The sequence below is a fragment of the Pseudomonas sp. PS01299 genome (assembly GCF_029960145.1).
Classification (GTDB): Bacteria; Pseudomonadota; Gammaproteobacteria; order Pseudomonadales; family Pseudomonadaceae; genus Aquipseudomonas; species Aquipseudomonas putida_A.
On record NZ_JASCPO010000055.1, the window covers coordinates 16048 to 32208 of the forward strand.

14 protein-coding genes and 1 pseudogene are annotated in these 16161 nt (G+C 53.0%); 8 read left to right on the forward strand and 7 right to left on the reverse strand.

Features of this window, described 5'->3' with window-relative positions; translation table 11 throughout:
* Positions 1–2 precede the first annotated feature (2 nt).
* Positions 3–986 (reverse strand): hypothetical protein, encoded by a 984-nt coding sequence (locus tag QMX91_RS12480; RefSeq protein ID WP_282412784.1) that lies wholly within the window; start codon positions 984–986, stop codon positions 3–5.
* A 225-nt stretch (positions 987–1211) separates the two neighbouring features.
* Between QMX91_RS12480 and QMX91_RS12485 the strand changes: the two genes are divergently transcribed.
* Positions 1212–2183, forward strand: coding sequence for a hypothetical protein (locus tag QMX91_RS12485; protein WP_282412785.1), 972 nt, complete (start codon positions 1212–1214; stop codon positions 2181–2183).
* A 106-nt stretch (positions 2184–2289) separates the two neighbouring features.
* Positions 2290–3315 carry an SPASM domain-containing protein gene (locus QMX91_RS12490; protein WP_282412786.1) on the forward strand — a complete coding sequence of 342 codons (1026 nt, stop codon included), beginning with the start codon at positions 2290–2292 and terminating at the stop codon, positions 3313–3315.
* 121 nt (positions 3316–3436) lie between these two features.
* On the opposite strand, the gene QMX91_RS12495 is transcribed toward QMX91_RS12490, so the two are convergent.
* From QMX91_RS12495 to QMX91_RS12520, 6 genes and pseudogenes are all read right to left on the reverse strand, one after another.
* Positions 3437–4150: an HNH endonuclease gene (locus QMX91_RS12495; protein ID WP_093430408.1), complete on the reverse strand. Its 714-nt coding sequence runs from the start codon at positions 4148–4150 to the stop codon at positions 3437–3439.
* A 114-nt stretch (positions 4151–4264) separates the two neighbouring features.
* Positions 4265–4791 (reverse strand): annotated as a pseudogene (locus QMX91_RS12500) (Bro-N domain-containing protein).
* Between the two features lie 403 nt (positions 4792–5194).
* Positions 5195–5935: a DUF4145 domain-containing protein gene (locus tag QMX91_RS12505; RefSeq protein WP_282412787.1), complete on the reverse strand. Its 741-nt coding sequence runs from the start codon at positions 5933–5935 to the stop codon at positions 5195–5197.
* Between the two features lie 14 nt (positions 5936–5949).
* Positions 5950–6510 (reverse strand): hypothetical protein, encoded by a 561-nt coding sequence (locus tag QMX91_RS12510; protein WP_282412788.1) that lies wholly within the window; start codon positions 6508–6510, stop codon positions 5950–5952.
* Between the two features lie 73 nt (positions 6511–6583).
* Positions 6584–7834: a ribonucleotide-diphosphate reductase subunit beta gene (locus tag QMX91_RS12515; protein ID WP_003227292.1), complete on the reverse strand. Its 1251-nt coding sequence runs from the start codon at positions 7832–7834 to the stop codon at positions 6584–6586.
* A gap of 565 nt (positions 7835–8399) precedes the next feature.
* Positions 8400–8660 carry a DUF2790 domain-containing protein gene (locus QMX91_RS12520; protein WP_027612631.1) on the reverse strand — a complete coding sequence of 87 codons (261 nt, stop codon included), beginning with the start codon at positions 8658–8660 and terminating at the stop codon, positions 8400–8402.
* 475 nt (positions 8661–9135) lie between these two features.
* On the opposite strand from QMX91_RS12520, the gene acs reads away from it, so the two are divergent.
* The 6 genes from acs (at position 9136) to QMX91_RS12550 (ending at position 15955) form a co-directional block, all read left to right on the forward strand.
* On the forward strand, positions 9136–11091 hold the full coding sequence (gene acs, locus QMX91_RS12525; RefSeq protein WP_282412789.1) for an acetate--CoA ligase: 1956 nt from the start codon (positions 9136–9138) through the stop codon (positions 11089–11091).
* Between the two features lie 708 nt (positions 11092–11799).
* Positions 11800–12573, forward strand: a complete 774-nt coding sequence (locus QMX91_RS12530; RefSeq protein WP_027612633.1) for an ABC transporter substrate-binding protein — start codon at positions 11800–11802, stop codon at positions 12571–12573.
* Positions 12574–12664: 91 nt separating this feature from the next.
* The gene (locus QMX91_RS12535) at positions 12665–13354 is read left to right on the forward strand and encodes an ABC transporter permease (protein ID WP_003227287.1); all 690 of its coding nucleotides are present in this window, start codon (positions 12665–12667) and stop codon (positions 13352–13354) included.
* Positions 13351–14049, forward strand: coding sequence for an ABC transporter permease (locus QMX91_RS12540; RefSeq protein WP_103485855.1), 699 nt, complete (start codon positions 13351–13353; stop codon positions 14047–14049). Before QMX91_RS12535 ends, QMX91_RS12540 begins: the two co-directional genes overlap by 4 nt.
* Position 14050: 1 nt before the next feature.
* On the forward strand, positions 14051–15163 hold the full coding sequence (locus tag QMX91_RS12545) for a M14 family metallopeptidase (protein WP_134787129.1): 1113 nt from the start codon (positions 14051–14053) through the stop codon (positions 15161–15163).
* A gap of 27 nt (positions 15164–15190) precedes the next feature.
* Positions 15191–15955, forward strand: a complete 765-nt coding sequence (locus QMX91_RS12550; protein ID WP_003227281.1) for an ATP-binding cassette domain-containing protein — start codon at positions 15191–15193, stop codon at positions 15953–15955.
* The last annotated feature ends 206 nt before the right edge of the window (positions 15956–16161 follow it).

Genomic DNA, 16161 nt, shown 5'->3' on the forward strand with positions numbered 1-16161 from the left:
CGTCACGCCAGTCCCGGCGCTTCCCGCACAATGAAGTGATCCAGGTTCTCGATGTTGGCACTGAACACCCCGAACGTCTGTTCGGGGTTCTTCTTGCTCGGCACCTGCTTCAACTCCGGCGTCACGCCATAGAAGAAACAGAACAACTCCTTGTCGCTATCGATCGCGTGCTTGATCTCTTCCAGAAACGCCTTGCGCTTGCGGTAGTTGTCGATCAACTTCTTGCTCAAGTACACGTTCACCGAATACGGCTTCTTCTTCGCCTCATCCGCCTTCTTGAACCAGACCTTCTGCTCGAAATCGATGCGAAAACTCTGGGTGTAATCCTTGATCTCCTTGATCTTGCCCCAGTAAATCAGCCCCTTGTTGTCCGTCAGATACTCGATCTTCTTGAAGAACGATCCATAAGGCGCCGTGTGCTCGCCGATCTTCAACGGCATGCGCTTGAGCAATTCCTTGTCGGCGAAGTTCGACACAAAACACTCCACCGGATGCGCGAACACACTGGTCTTGTCCGGCGCCGTCTCACGCCCCGACGACTCCTTGGAACTCACCTGCGCCACCCGCACCGGATCATCCCGCAACACATCCGCCGCCCCCGCCGGCGCAGCAGGCTTGCGCACATATTCACGCCGGGTCAGCAACAGCTCTGATGGGAAATGTTCCTCACGCCCGTCATCCACCTCGCCATCCGCCGTATCAACGCCCGACGCCGACGCCTTCAAACTCACATACGGACAGCCCGCGACGTGCTGCGTAGTGGGCAGATTCTTGAAGTGCGGCGTGCGCACGTAATTCACGTTCTTCGCGTTAAACGTGCCCAACTCGTTGGAGGCATCAAACGCCGAACGACAGGCATCGTTGGGGCACTGGAAGTGTTCCTTCGCAGAATCGAACGCCACCGTCTCATCGAAATTGAGATCGCGAACGTCATAGATCGACAACTTGTCGTCGAGGCTGAGGCAGTAGGCGAGATCGAATTTCATGGCGGGGCTCGGATCCTTGAGTGGGGGAGGGGTATTAATAGCGGGAGGCGGCGCGGGTTACCAGCGATAAATGGCAGCATAAATTTCTTGGAAATATCACCGGTAACCGGCACATTTGAGGTTTAAAAAATTGAACGTTGAGCCGGAATTATTGTTAGAAATGAGCAAGGAATGAAGAAACTAGAAAGCTATTGAGGCCTAAGGGGGCTTAGGGCATCATTTTCTATGGGCTGGGTCACTGTTGATGAGCTGGCAATAATAAATGTAAAAATAGAAATTTTCCGAATTTTAATCGCGAAGATTAAATCTTTCCAGGGAACAGAATTTATGGACTCTCCAAGTAAACTAAAAGATAGAATTTGCAAATGTTTTGATTATAAGAAGACAATACAATGCCAAAAAATAACGATTAATAGATCGGATTTAAAACTCTATATTAAGGAGTATGATGAGGTTCAAGATGCAAAAAGATCGTGGCATTTGCCGTTGACGGTATTGATTTCACTTTTTATAGCGCTAGCAACCACTAATTTTCAGCCTAGCGTAAGCATACCGTTTTTAGATTTTAACTTAAGTATGCCCGATGGGATGAGAACGGTGTTATGGGCCGCGACCATTGTATTTTCTGTTTGGACGGCAGTGGCAATTGTGCGGGCACTTCGATCTGAAAGCCCATTTGAGCTTCTTTTAAAGAAGATAGATAAATCTATTTTAAATAGGCCTGATAGGACTTCGGTTTTCGTTATAAAGAGAGAGGTTGATGGTGAGGTGAAACTTCTTGTGGAAAAAAAAGCTTCCTGGTCGTGCTATTTTTTACCCTATGTAAAGCAGGCGGCGTTAACTGAATATGTAAGTAGTCAGAAATCAGGTACTACTAAATCCTTAGGTGATAAGCTAGGAGTTGATGCAGCAAATATCAAAATTGACTTGCTGCAAGAGTTTAACTTTAAATCCGAAAAATTTGATCCGCCGCAAAATGTGGTGAAGGAGTACCATTTTGAAATTTTCCATGTGAAGATTTTTAAACAATTATTGCCGGACGGGAGTTTCACTGTTGGGGATAGGAACTACGAGTGGAGGACGTTGAACGAGCTAGAAAGTGATGTGAGCACCAAGAGAAATAACAAAGACATCATGAATCAATTGCGTGATAATTATAATGATTTGGTTTTGAATGTCGGATGTCATGATGCCTAATCGACGCCTAGATATAATATGGAATATCAGTCTCGTTTGTCCGTGGGATTGCAAGTTTTGCTGCACTGATGCAGTTCATGTTTCATCGAGAAACAATAATATAATCGTGAGGGAGAATTCTCTAAAGAATATTGCTGTTGTTGAAAGAGGCTTGGAGTCCGGATTTAAAGTTAAATATAAGGATGTCAATCCTACCAAATATGATTTGGCGCTTATCAGTCGACAGCTGGCTGGTAAAGAACCTTCGTATGAGCAAAAAATAAGAATACTGAACAATTTGAAGGGGTACGATGTAAAAATTGACTTCGCCGGTGGCGATCCACTTGCTTGTCATGAAAATTACTTAGTAATAAAGGCAGCCTCAAAAATTTTTGGGAAAGAATCAATATCAATAACATCCACAGGTGCTTTCGTAAAAAAATATGGTGTGCAAGAGATTTCGAGCTTTATTGGCGAATATGAATTTACTTACGATGAACCAGCAGATAGCCCGCAGGATTCTAGGCCAGTGGGATATAATTCGAGCAATCTTAAAATTGCCAGAAAATTTTCGTCACTTGGTGTTCGTACAAAAGCACAGTTGCCAATACACTTCGGCAACATATCGAATAATAAGGTGGAGCAGATATATTCTGATCTTTGTGAAGCTGGAATTAGCGAGATTTTGTTAATGCGCACGTTTCCCGTGGGGAGAGGTGAGGAATACTTGCGCGAAAATTCCTTAACTAAAGCGGAACTAGTTGGCGCTATTAAGTGCTTTAAAGCGGTTGAGAATAAGACAAAAACTAAGGTTCGGCTTCAATGTGCTTTGAAACATTTATTTGAGTATGATGCCGGTCACAATCCATGCGATCTTATGCATGAATCATTCGGCATAAATTTTATGGGAGACCTTCTACTTAGCGCATGGGCAAATAACGCAAAGGGATTGCCTTTGAGCGAGGATTTTGTATTGGGGAATTTGTGTATTCAAAGTTTTGCAGAGATCTCCGAAACTAACAAATTCCAGCGGTATAAGAAGCGCCTTGACGAGAACTTTGGCCATTGCAAGATATTTTCATATGTTGCCTCTACTGAAAAAAATGAAGATAGTATTTTCCAGAAGAATGACCCGCTATATGCAAGGGTGTAATCATGTTGGAATGACAGGTTTGAGATTTCGCCATAGCCTAATTGATGTTCGTTTTCTATGTCCCGCTTGCTATGCAAGCGAGAGTGGGTTGCTTTGTTTTTTATGATGCTGATTGCGGTGCTTATTCGCGCTTTAATCTTTGTATTTTTTTATAAAGAGAGTTTGTAAACTGCTCCCGGTCACTTGAATGGTGGCAGCGTCGATGACAGTTCGGGCACAGCGCTACGGTGTTGGTTTTAAAGTCCGTCCCGTTATCCGCCAAATGCTTAACGTGGTGAACCTCAAGGTAAGGTTCTCCATTCATTTCAAACGGACCTGGTTGTCCACATCCCTCACAGATACCCTTGGCGTTGAACAGAATCCAATCTTTGACTTTGGATATGCGGGCGTAGGTTTTGGTTGTCCTGACGATTTGCTGAGGTATCTGCACACCCTCTGGCTCACTTACGAAATCACGTTGTTTCGCTCGTTGTACATTTCGAAGTGATGATTCTTCTTGCGTGGAAGGTGTACCGGAATCAAGCGTAATGAGGCCTTTCGATTCTACGATTTTGATCAGGCGCGCAGTAATCCCTGAACCGAGATTCACCTTTGGTTTGTAGCTAGAGATCGTTTTCAGCCCAAGATCTTCGAACAGAGCGGTAATGTTCTGCAGTCGATAGTCAATCGACTTGGTGTTTCGTCCGGCGAGTACGCCGTTCTGCAGACGCTTGTGCTCCAAGGACTTGTTAAATTTTTGATCATTTGGGTAGCGAGCCTGAATATCGAGATAGCCATCAACCGAAGCTTCAAGCTCCTCATCCGTCCAGCCACTATTTTCCTTTTCCGTATCCATAAAATCGCCGAGGGTTGAAAACCCTCGGACGATACTGAGCGGCCATCACGGTTGTCTAGGAAAATTCCTACAGAGATTTGCGACAATTCTCGCAAGTGATCTCACAAGCAGCACCTAACTGATCAGATGCTTCGACTGAAATACCTCTGCAGCCTTCCGCCACCAAGACTTCGGGGCAGTCGCTCGCTGCTGTGTCTGATCCTGCAACAGGTACGGCATATCTCGTAGCCGAATCCAGCATCCTGCCAATGCAACAGACTCACTGACATCTCAGGCCATTTCAAAAAACTCAGCATGGGTAGATCTGGATTTTCCGAGGACGCAGCATCGCGTAAGGCTGGAACCACCTGATGGGTCAGCCATTCGCGCAATAGTCGATTCCCTGGCACATAGTGATACACCAACAGCGCATACACCGCGGACTCACTGAGCATCAGTTGCTTGTCAGGTTGGCGGTGATACTCAATCCACAGAAAACGATGCTGATCCTTGTCCAGTTTGCTGACCATACGATCACTAAGATGGACGCCCATCAAACGACCAATATCGCGTGCGCAAAACCAAGGCTGGCCTTCAAGGAGTAGGGCGTGGAGAGAGAGCTTGTGCAGAGTGAAGACAGTCGAACTGTGAGATTCAGACATGGAAGGCCTCCATTGCTGGAAGCATGTAGATGATGTTGAGGTTGAAGCTGATTTCCTTCGTGCCGAAGGAGACATTTTTAGGCATATCCATTTACCTCTGTGTGATGTCAGCTTTCTTAAGGCTGGGTGCCGGGAGCTAAGAAACCCCACACAGAGGGCCGGACATATTCCCCTTTCGGGTCTTTTATTCGCCCACTCCCGGCATAACAGAGTTTTTGATGCGCACGGGGAAACCGTAGGCACAAAAAAGCCGCGACTGTCGGGTGCGGTGAGTCCGCTGTGTGAGGTGTTTCTTAGGCACCTAAATTTGAGGGTAAAAGCTCTCCGTGTGACGGTCAAGTAGTCCACGGATAATTATTACGTAGGATAATTCGGTACCTGTGTATTGTTATGCGTTTTGTATTCAGCAGGAAACTTTGGTAAGTTTTGCCAGGTACAGCAACTCTTCTACAATTGCTCGGTATTCTAGTTTCAGGTTTCTGATATCGTCACGTCGACAGTTGTATTTAATTCGGTGCGCTGAAAGATTGCCGAGCTCTCTAAAAGTGTCGATTTCTTTCTTTGCTGCGGGTGAGAGCTTGATTTCTGGCTTTGATTTTATTTTATTAATGAGTGTTTTTAGGTTTTGGTAATTACCTTCCTCGTCTTTTATTTGGTCAGGTATGTTTTCAGCTTCAAAGCACTGAATAATCAAAATTTCAAGTAGGCGTCGCATCATTAATGAGCAAGCATCGAATAGGTTGTTTTCGTAGGCAGAGTTTATCTGTTGCGCGATTTTTATTAGATATTGACGTTTTGATTCGTGTAAAAGGATTTCTGGTAGCAGAGAATCGTCCGAATTTATTTCTTCTGAGTCTGAAAGCTCTGGAAATTTTGTTTTTAAATTAGAATATTTTTTTTGTGAGAGTCGAAAAAGATCTGGTTTGGTGCCACGAATAAAATCACTGGAGCGTAATATTTTATCTTTCAAGCGACTTGCATTGGGTCTCGCAAAACCCAGCCCCACAAGCATTGCACTCATGTCTTGGATTGCGAACTCAGGTTGATCCTTGTTCTCGGTAAAATAAAAAGCCAAATAGCTAACCTTTTCCAATTCGGTCAGCTCGATAAGTTTGGCGTTACTTGAAAATACATCGACTTTCAAGATGTTTTCCTTTGTTAGCCGCTAATTTTCTCTAAAATTTCTTCTGCTCGTTCCACCCCTGGTAAGGTGAGCTTGCACGTTTTAGCAGACGAGTTTTTTTTGCCGTCGACCAGTATAAGCTCTTTAGCACCTTGAATTTGGCTGGAGAAGTTTGAAGAGTCTAAGCACCCCTGCTCTTGACAAAGTGCTCTGATTTCTTGAATGGAAACTTCATTTACGCCAACGGATTTTTTGCCCCAAAGATATACGAGTGCAGTGGTTATTGTTTTCTGTGCATTGTTCGAACCAGGCATTTTTTTTATGATTCGTACGCTTTGATCTTCAATGTGCAAGATGCGCTGGAAGGTTTTCTTTTCGTAAGAGAGTTGCGGTTCGTTTGCACTTAGCTCAAGAGTGTGAGCTGCTTGGCTTGGGGAGAGGGGTATCTGTTGCTCAGTACGAGATTTTGTATGAAGAGTCGCTAAAATAATTTCTTTAAAGTTTTCGATTTGCTGGGAAACGAAGCTTTCAGAACCTGAAATTTCAAATGTGCCGTCGTTTAGAGACAATTGAATTTTAGCATTAGTGTTTTCCATTCCACTCTCCTAAAAAGCCCCGCATGAAGCGGGGCTGATTTTTAATTTTTATTTTCGCTGGCTAAGAGATAAATCAATCCCAGCTCAACGCCCCACCAGTCTGGTACTCAATAACCCGAGTCTCAAAGAAATTCTTCTCTTTCTTCAAGTCCATAATCTCGCTCATCCAAGGGAACGGGTTAGTCGTCCCTGGATATTCCTCTTTCAAACCAATCTGCGACAGACGACGGTTAGCGATGAACTTGAGGTAGTCCTCCATCATCGCCGCGTTCATGCCCAGTACGCCGCGAGGCATGGTGTCGCGGGCGTATTCGATTTCCAGCTGCGTACCCTGCAGGATCATCTGGGTCGCTTCTTCCTTCATTTCGGCGTCCCACAGGTGTGGGTTTTCGATTTTGATCTGGTTGATCACGTCGATGCCGAAGTTCAGGTGCATGGATTCGTCGCGCAGGATGTACTGGAACTGCTCGGCGACGCCGGTCATTTTGTTGCGGCGGCCCATGGAGAGGATCTGGGTGAAGCCGCAGTAGAAGAAGATGCCTTCCAGAACGCAGTAGTAGGCGATCAGGTTGCGCAGCAGTTCTTTGTCGGTGTCCGGGGTGCCGGTTTCGAACTTCGGATCGGAGATCGAACGGGTGTATTTCAGGCCCCAGGCTGCCTTTTTGGCGACCGACGGGATCTCGTGGTACATGTTGAAGATCTCGCCTTCATCCATGGCCAGCGATTCGATGCAGTACTGGTAGGCGTGGGTGTGGATCGCCTCTTCGAACGCTTGGCGCAGGATGTACTGGCGGCATTCCGGGTTGGTGATCAGGCGGTACACGGCCAGGACCAGGTTGTTGGCAACCAGGGAGTCGGCGGTGGAGAAGAAGCCGAGGTTGCGCATCACGATGCGGCGCTCGTCGTCGGTTAGGCCTTCCGGGTTTTTCCAGAGGGCGATGTCGGCGGTCATGTTGACTTCTTGCGGCATCCAGTGGTTTGCGCAGCCGTCCAGGTATTTCTGCCAGGCCCAGTCGTACTTGAAGGGTACGAGTTGGTTGAGGTCGGCGCGGCAGTTGATCATGCGCTTTTCGTCAACGGCGACACGGGCGGAGGCGCCTTCGAGTTCGGCGAGGCCTTCGGCGACGTCGAGGGAATCCAGTGCGGCCTTGGCGCGGGCCACGGCGGCCGAGTCGTCGGCGGTCACGGCGCGGGCTTCCAGCGCTGCTGCACCGCCGGCGCTGTCGAGGCGGTCCATGTTGGCTTCAGTAGCGTGGCCGGCGTTGGCGCCTTTCACGGTTGCTACTTCACTGTCTTCTTTGTCGAATTCGTCCCAGCTCAGCATGACGTGTCGTCTCCTGCGTGAGGGCCTGTCGCCCCGTGTGAAACCTGATTGGTTGGTTTTTCACACGGTCGTACAGACCGCGTTGGATCTTAAGGAATCGTTTTTTGCGGCAGCCAAGGCAGGCAATAAAACAGAATTTTGTACGGGTTTCCGAGAGCCTCTGACGGGCGCAGATCAGCGTTGACGCTGCTGCGGGGCTTCAGAATGGCTTTTGCTCCCTGTAAGGGAATATTGCTGACCCGATTAGGGCGGCATTATAGGGAAAAAAACGCGGGCGTGGGGGAGGGCGAAACACCGCAGGGCGTTCGATTGGCCGGGTGATTTCGATCGGAGCGAGGGTTTACAGGGCTTTCGCTGGGATTGGCCGGCGAGAATTTTTTTTCATTAATTTTTTTGCGAGGCTTCGGTTGCTCAAGAAATGAGCAAAAAACCGGGTTTTTCACTATATCTTGTGTTTTGCAAGCCTTTTGAGCGACTCCAGACACAACTGAGCCCGACCGAAGCCGGGCTGGAATCGACCCTCAAATGAGGCGCTGAGCGGTCCGATTCGGTGCAGTCTCAATCATCAATTGGTGCAGCCGTTGCCCATGACGCTGTAACGCAGGATGTGGCGCTGACCCTTGGAGTCGTCGTACTCCATTTTGGCCGGTACCACTTCGCAGACATTCGGCACTTCGCTCATCGATACAACTTTGGCGATGTCCAGGTGAGTGGAGTAAGTGTATTCCTCGATCACCGGTTGTTGCTGTGCGACATCAGTCGGGACCTCGTCTGCCATGGCGGTTGCGCACAGACTGCTGAGGGCCAGAACCAATAAAGCTTTCATTTCAGATTTACCTTTTTGAGGTCGAGTGGGGTCACGCAACCTTTTTAGGGTTGCGTGTGGAACTTCATCATTTGCAGTTATTACTTGAGAGCTGGATTAACGGCCTTCGTGGGGGCTGTAACGTTGTTAATCGCGTTTGCCTTGTCGGCGAGGTGGATTTTAGGGAGGAGGGGTGGGGGTAAACAGGTGGGGTTTTGATAAACACTTTTGGCAGATTTGGTAACAATCGGTCGAAATTGCCTGGGGCCAGGTTTGCCGGTGATGTGTTTTGCCTGAATAACCGAGTCGCCTGAATCGCTGGCAAGCCAGCTCCCACAGGGGTTGAGGGGTATTGGAACAAGCAGCGCTGGGCTTGCGTCAGGGGTAACTGGATGTTTTGTAGGGGCTTGTTACTACCATCGTCGAATGGTTCTATGGGCCCGGCCCGGCTACAACGGGGTCATACAAAAACAACTATTCCACCGAGGTAAGAAAGATGAGTGCGGCTTCTCTGTATCCCGTTCGTCCCGAGGTTCTGGCCAATACGCTGACTGACGAGGCGACCTACAAAGCCATGTACCAGCAGTCGGTCGTCAACCCTGACGGTTTCTGGCGCGAGCAAGCCAAGCGCCTCGACTGGATCAAGCCTTTCACCACGGTGAAGCAGACTTCCTTCGACGATCACCATGTCGACATCAAATGGTTCGCCGACGGCACCCTGAACGTTTCCTACAACTGCCTCGACCGTCATCTGGCCGAGCGCGGCGATCAAGTCGCAATCATCTGGGAAGGCGACGATCCTTCCGAAAGCCGCAACATCACTTACCGCGAACTGCACGAACAAGTGTGCAAACTGGCCAACGCCCTGCGTGGTCAGGACGTACACCGCGGCGATGTGGTGACTATCTATATGCCGATGATCCCCGAAGCCGTGGTCGCCATGCTGGCCTGCACCCGGATTGGCGCGATTCATTCGGTGGTGTTCGGTGGTTTCTCGCCGGAAGCGCTGGCGGGGCGGATCATCGACTGCCGCTCGAAAGTGGTGATCACCGCTGACGAAGGCATCCGTGCCGGCAAGAAGATCTCGCTGAAGGCCAACGTCGACGACGCGCTGACCAACCCGGAAACCAGCAGCATCCAGAAAGTCATCGTGTGCAAGCGTACCGGTGGCGACATCAAGTGGAACCAGCATCGCGACATCTGGTACGAAGACCTGATGAAAGTGGCGGGCACCGTCTGCGCGCCAAAAGAGATGGGCGCCGAAGAAGCGCTGTTCATCCTTTATACCTCCGGCTCGACCGGCAAGCCGAAGGGCGTGCAGCACACCACCGGCGGTTATCTGCTGTATGCGGCGATGACCCACGAGCGCGTCTTCGACTACCGTCCGGGCGAAATCTACTGGTGCACCGCCGACGTCGGCTGGGTCACCGGCCACAGCTACATCGTCTACGGCCCGCTGGCCAATGGCGCGACCACGCTGCTGTTCGAAGGCGTGCCGAACTACCCGGACATCACCCGGGTGGCGAAGATCGTCGACAAGCACAAGGTCAACATCCTCTACACCGCGCCGACCGCGATCCGCGCGATGATGGCGTCCGGCACCGCTGCCGTTGAGGGCGCGGATGGCAGCAGCCTGCGTCTGCTCGGTTCGGTGGGCGAGCCGATCAACCCGGAAGCCTGGGACTGGTACTACAAGAATGTCGGCAAGTCCCGTTGCCCGATCGTCGATACCTGGTGGCAGACCGAAACCGGCGGCAACATGATGAGCCCGCTGCCGGGGGCGCATGCACTGAAGCCGGGGTCGGCGGCACGTCCGTTCTTCGGTGTGGTGCCGGCGCTGGTCGACAACCTCGGCAACATCATCGAGGGCGAGGCCGAGGGTAATCTGGTGATTCTCGATTCGTGGCCGGGTCAGGCGCGCACGCTGTATGGCGACCATGACCGCTTCGTCGACACCTACTTCAAGACCTTCCGTGGCATGTATTTCACCGGTGACGGTGCGCGGCGTGATGCCGATGGTTACTACTGGATCACCGGGCGTGTCGACGACGTGCTCAACGTCTCCGGCCACCGCATGGGCACCGCCGAGATCGAAAGCGCCATGGTTGCGCACCCGAAAGTCGCCGAAGCGGCGGTGGTCGGTGTGCCGCACGACATCAAGGGGCAGGGCATTTATGTCTACGTCACCCTGAAAAATGGCGAAGAGCCGAGCGAGCAACTGCGTCTGGAACTGAAGAACTGGGTGCGCAAAGAGATCGGCCCGATTGCTTCGCCGGACGTGATCCAGTGGGCGCCGGGGCTGCCGAAGACCCGTTCGGGCAAGATCATGCGGCGGATTCTGCGCAAGATTGCTACGGCTGAGTACGATGGGTTGGGGGATATCTCGACCCTGGCGGATCCGGCTGTGGTGCAACATTTGATTGATACGCACAAGACGATGAATGTGGCTTAAGCCTGTCTGATGCATTGAAAAGCCCTGTCCGGTGATGCCGGGTGGGGCTTTTTTGTGTCTGGTGGGTTTGTGGTGGTTTTGCTGGCCTCATCGCGAGCAGGCTCACTCCTACAGTTGATTGGAGCGCGATCACTGTAGGAGTGAGCCTGCTCGCGATAGCCATCTGTCAGACACCGGTGTACTTCGCTGTCGGAATGAAAACCCACCCAACCAATAATTATCGATTTCCTGCGTAAGCCCCTTCCCGCTGTTACCCATCCCCGTCCGAGTAACCAAATGTGTAACCGCCCGCCCCGCCGCGGGGCGAAGGGAAACGCAATGCCCCGTTTTAGAGCCTTAAACCCCCCGGTGAAAAATAAGACACAACGCTGCGCTTGCCGGATTAGAAGGGTTTGCGAATAATAGGCCCGCAATTTGCAGCATAGATCGGTTCACTGTCTTTCGCTCTTGCATGAATTTGCAAGGCTGTCAATGCGCTCAAGCGGGTTTCTCTGTGCATCTGTAATTAGTTGTCGCATTGAAGAAATATCGGCTTCGGGCCTGTCGTTAGAATGCCGATCACTCGCTCATCGTGGCTGACGTTGAAACCTCCGAGGGTTTCAATGGGAAATTTCCCACCGATGCTGCGCCGCTTTCCCGATTCACCCATTCGCATATTGGGCTGTCGCTCACTCTGCCGTTTTTGCCCTTTACCGATGGAGTCCCAAGATGAAGAAACTTGTGCTGCTTGGCGCCCTGGCACTGTCCGTGCTGTCGCTGAATTCCTTCGCTGATGAAAAACCTCTGAAGATCGGTATCGAAGCGGCGTACCCTCCGTTCGCTTCGAAAGCGCCGGATGGCAGCATCGTTGGTTTCGACTACGACATCGGCAATGCCCTGTGTGAAGAAATGAAGGTCAAGTGCCAGTGGGTCGAGCAAGAGTTCGACGGTCTGATCCCGGCACTGAAAGTGCGCAAGATCGACGCGATCCTGTCGTCGATGTCGATCACTGAAGACCGCAAGAAATCCGTGGACTTCACCAACAAGTACTACAACACCCCGGCCCGTCTGGTCATGAAGCAGGGTACCGTTGTCAGCGACAACCTGTCTGAGCTCAAGGGCAAAAACATCGGTGTACAACGTGGTTCGATCCACGAGCGTTTCGCTCGCGAAGTCCTGGCCCCGCTGGGTGCCGAGATCAAGCCATACGGCTCGCAGAACGAAATCTACCTCGACGTGGCTGCTGGTCGCCTCGACGGTACCGTGGCTGATGCCACCCTGCTGCAGGACGGCTTCCTGAACACTGATTCCGGCAAAGGCTTCGCCTTCGTTGGCCCGCAGTTCACCGACGTCAAATACTTCGGCGACGGCGTAGGCATCGCGGTGCGCAAGGGCGACGCGCTGAAAGACAAGATCAACGCGGCCATCGCGGCCATCCGTGAAAACGGTAAATACAAAGCCATCCAGGACAAATACTTCGCCTTCGATATCTACGGCAAGTAACACGTCTCTGCGACAAGTCAGAAATGGCGCAAGCAACAGGATCTCTGCGGTTTGCGCCATTTTTTCATCCCAACTTTCGAGGACCTGAATCATGTTGAAAGGCTACGGGGCTGTCATCCTCGATGGCGCATGGCTGACGCTTCAGCTCGCCTTGTCGTCCATGGCCCTGGCCATCGTTCTCGGGCTGATCGGGGTCGCGTTGCGCCTGTCGCCGATTCGTTGGCTGGCGTGGCTGGGCGATCTGTATTCCACGGTGATCCGCGGGATTCCCGACCTGGTGCTGATCCTGCTGATCTTCTACGGCGGTCAGGACTTGCTCAACCGTGTTGCGCCGATGCTCGGCTATGACGACTACATCGACCTGAATCCGCTGGCCGCCGGTATCGGCACCCTCGGTTTCATCTTCGGTGCGTACCTTTCGGAAACCTTCCGCGGCGCGTTCATGGCGATCCCAAAAGGCCAGGCCGAAGCGGGCATGGCCTACGGCATGAGTAGTTTTCAGGTGTTTTTCCGGGTGATGGTGCCGCAGATGATTCGCCTGGCGATTCCTGGCTTCACCAACAACTGGCTGGTGCTGACCAAAGCCACCGCGCTGATTTCGGTGGTCGGTCTGCAAGACATGATGTTCAAGGCCAAGCAGGCGGCAGATGCCACCCGCGAGCCTTTCACCTTCTTCCTCGCAGTGGCGGCGATGTACCTGGTGATCACCAGTGTCTCGTTGCTGGCGCTGCGTCACCTTGAGAAGCGCTACTCGGTAGGCGTAAGGGCGGCTGATCTATGATCTTCGACTACAACGTCATTTGGGAGGCCATGCCGCTGTACCTCGGCGGCCTGCTGACCACCCTCAAATTGCTCGCGCTGTCGCTGTTGTTCGGTCTGTTGGCGGCACTGCCGCTGGGCCTGATGCGCGTCTCCAAGAACCCGATCGTCAATGGCGCCGCGTGGCTCTACACCTACGTGATCCGCGGCACGCCGATGCTGGTGCAGCTGTTTTTGATCTACTACGGTCTGGCCCAGTTCGAAGCGGTGCGTGAAAGCTTCATGTGGCCGTGGCTGTCCAGCGCGACGTTCTGTGCGTGCCTGGCCTTCGCGATCAACACCAGCGCCTACACCGCCGAAATCATCGCCGGCAGCCTCAAGGCCACGCCGAACGGCGAGATTGAAGCCGCCAAGGCCATGGGCATGTCGCGCTTCAAACTGTACAAGCGCATTCTGTTGCCATCGGCTCTGCGCCGGGCGCTGCCGCAGTACAGCAACGAAGTGATCATGATGCTGCAGACCACCAGTCTGGCGTCCATCGTAACCCTGATCGACATCACCGGCGCGGCGCGTACCGTCAACGCGCAGTACTACCTGCCGTTCGAGGCGTACATCACCGCCGGCGTGTTCTACCTGTGCCTGACCTTCATTCTGGTGAAGCTGTTCAAGCTGGCCGAGCGCCGCTGGTTGAGCTACCTCGCCCCGCGGAAGCACTGATATGGAACGCATCGACCACGTATTGCCGTGGAGTCATCTGGGCAGCGAGCGCAAGATCTCGGTCTTCCGCTTCGGCAGCGGTGAGCGCAAGGCTTACATCCAAGCCAGCCTGCACGCTGACGAACTGCCGGGCATGCGCACCGCCTGGGAGCTGAAAAAACGCCTCGGCGAACTCGAAGCCCAAGGTCTGCTCAACGGTGTGATCGAGCTGGTGCCGGTCGCCAACCCGCTGGGCCTCGGCCAGTTGCTGCAAGGCAATCATCAGGGGCGTTTCGAGGCGGGCAGCGGCAAGAATTTCAACCGCGATTTCGTCGAGCTGAGCGCGCCGGTGGCGGCGACGCTGGCCGAGCGTCTTGGTGACGATCCGCACGCCAACATTCGGCTGATCCGTCAGGCCATGGCGGATCATCTGGCGGCATTGCCCGAGGCAGGCAGCCAGTTGCAAGGCATGCAGCGCGTTTTGCTCAGCCACGCCTGCACTGCCGATGTGGTGCTTGACTTGCACTGCGACGCCGAAGCCGCGCTGCACATGTATGCACTGCCGCAGCACTGGCCGCAGTGGCGCTCCCTGGCCGCACATCTGAATGTGAAGGTCGGTTTGCTGGCGGAAGATTCCGGCGGCAGCTCCTTCGATGAAGCGTGCTCGTTGCCATGGTTGCGTCTGTCGCGGCAGTTTCCGGACGCGCAGATCCCACTGGCGTGCCTGGCGACCACCGTCGAGCTCGGCGGTCAGGCCAATACCGACCGCGCTGATGCGGTGGCCTGGGCCGAAGGCATTCTGGCGTTCCTTGCCGAGCAGGGCCTGATCACGGGCGAGTGGCCGAAACCGGCCAACGAAGCGTGCGAAGGCATGCCGTTCGAAGGCACTGAATTACTGTTGGCGCCGCACCCCGGCGTGGTGAGTTTTCTGCGTAAACCCGGCGAGTGGGTTGAAGCCGGGGATGAGATTTTCGAAGTGATCGACCCTGTGTCCGATCGGGTCAGCACGGTGTGTGCTGGTACGTCCGGGGTGCTGTTTGCCATTGAACGGCTGCGCTATGCCCAACCCGGTTTCTGGCTGGCCAAGGTGGCGGGGCGCGAAGCGCTGCGTCACGGGCGCTTGCTCAACGACTGACTGACTGTTTTTGTGAGAACCGACCGCATGTACAAACTTGAAGTCCAAGACCTGCATAAACGCTATGGCAGTCACGAAGTGCTCAAGGGCGTGTCCCTGAAAGCGGCAGCCGGCGATGTGATCAGCATCATCGGCTCCAGTGGCTCCGGCAAAAGTACTTTCCTGCGCTGCATCAACCTGCTCGAGCAGCCGCACGCGGGCAAGATCCTGCTCAACAACGAAGAGTTGAAACTGGTAGCGAACAAGGACGGCGCGCTGAAAGCCGCTGATCCGAAACAGCTGCAACGCATGCGTTCGCGCCTGTCGATGGTGTTCCAGCATTTCAACCTGTGGTCGCACATGACTGCGCTGGAAAACATCATGGAAGCGCCGGTCCACGTACTGGGCGTGTCCAAGGCCGAAGCCCGCGAGAAAGCCGAGCACTACCTGAACAAGGTTGGCGTCGCCCATCGTAAAGACGCGTTCCCGGGGCACATGTCCGGTGGCGAGCAGCAGCGTGTGGCGATTGCCCGTGCGCTGGCGATGGAGCCGGAAGTGATGCTGTTCGACGAACCGACTTCGGCCCTCGACCCGGAACTGGTCGGCGACGTGCTGAAAGTCATGCAGGCCCTCGCTCAGGAAGGCCGCACCATGGTCGTGGTCACGCACGAAATGGGCTTCGCCCGTGAAGTGTCGAACCAGTTGGTGTTCCTGCACAAAGGTGTCGTGGAAGAGAGCGGCAACCCGCGCGAAGTGCTGGTCAATCCGCAATCCGAGCGCTTGCAGCAATTCCTCTCAGGTAGCCTCAAGTAATCGCTGCCGTTATGCACCAGATTAGGTCATGCTTCGCGACCTGAAGACTGGCTCGGTCCCCCTGTGGGAGCGGGCTTGCTCGCGAAAACGGTCGATCAGTCAACATCATTGCTGCCTGAACCACCGCCTTCGCGAGCAAGCCCGCTCCCACAATGGACCTGCGACAGCTTCGATTACGGGCTAGCATTGGCCCATGCCTTCATCAC